This window comes from Brevibacterium sp. HMSC07C04, assembly GCF_001815905.1.
GTDB lineage: Bacteria > Actinomycetota > Actinomycetes > Actinomycetales > Brevibacteriaceae > Brevibacterium.
Map to the genome: position 1 here is coordinate 1 of NZ_KV823285.1, position 867 is coordinate 867.

Consider the following 867-nt stretch of genomic DNA (forward strand, 5'->3'; position numbering starts at 1 on the left):
GTGTGGGTGGTTGGTGTGGACGCGAACAACAATCATGGTGATGATGGTGTTGTGTTTGGTGTGTTACTCGTCTTGACACCCCACACTGTGTGTGGGGTTGTTGGGTGAGTGATTGGTGTATTAGTACCAGTCAGCTGCGCACATTGCTGTGTTTCCACATCTGGCCTATCAACCCAGTCGTCTACTGGACACCTCAGGGGAAATCTCATCTTGAAGCAGGCTTCCCGCTTAGATGCTTTCAGCGGTTATCCTTCCCGAACGTAGCCAACCAGCCATGCACCTGGCGGTACAACTGGCACACCAGAGGTTCGTCCGTCCCGGTCCTCTCGTACTAAGGACAGCCCTTCTCAGATTTCCTACGCACGCAGCGGATAGGGACCGAACTGTCTCACGACGTTCTAAACCCAGCTCGCGTACCGCTTTAATGGGCGAACAGCCCAACCCTTGGGACCGACTCCAGCCCCAGGATGCGACGAGCCGACATCGAGGTGCCAAACCATGCCGTCGATATGGACTCTTGGGCAAGATCAGCCTGTTATCCCCGAGGTACCTTTTATCCGTTGAGCGACCACGCTTCCACAAGCCATGGCCGGGTCACTAGTCCCAGCTTTCGCTCCTGCTCGACACGTCCGTCTCACAGTCAAGCTCCCTTGTGCACTTACACTCACCACCTGATTGCCAACCAGGCTGAGGGAACCTTTGGGCGCCTCCGTTACTCTTTGGGAGGCAACCGCCCCAGTTAAACTACCCATCAGGCACTGTCCCTGGACCCGATCAGGGCCCGAAGTTCAGGAATCCACTATGGCCAGAGTGGTATTTCACCAATGACTCCACACACACACTGGCGTGCATGCCTCATAGTCTCCC

The 867-nt window shown here is 55.8% G+C and carries 1 rRNA gene; it reads right to left on the bottom strand.

Annotation, left to right across the window (positions count from 1 at the left end):
* Positions 1-100 precede the first annotated feature (100 nt).
* A 23S ribosomal RNA gene (locus HMPREF3162_RS10625) occupies positions 101-867 on the bottom strand; the annotation flags it as partial.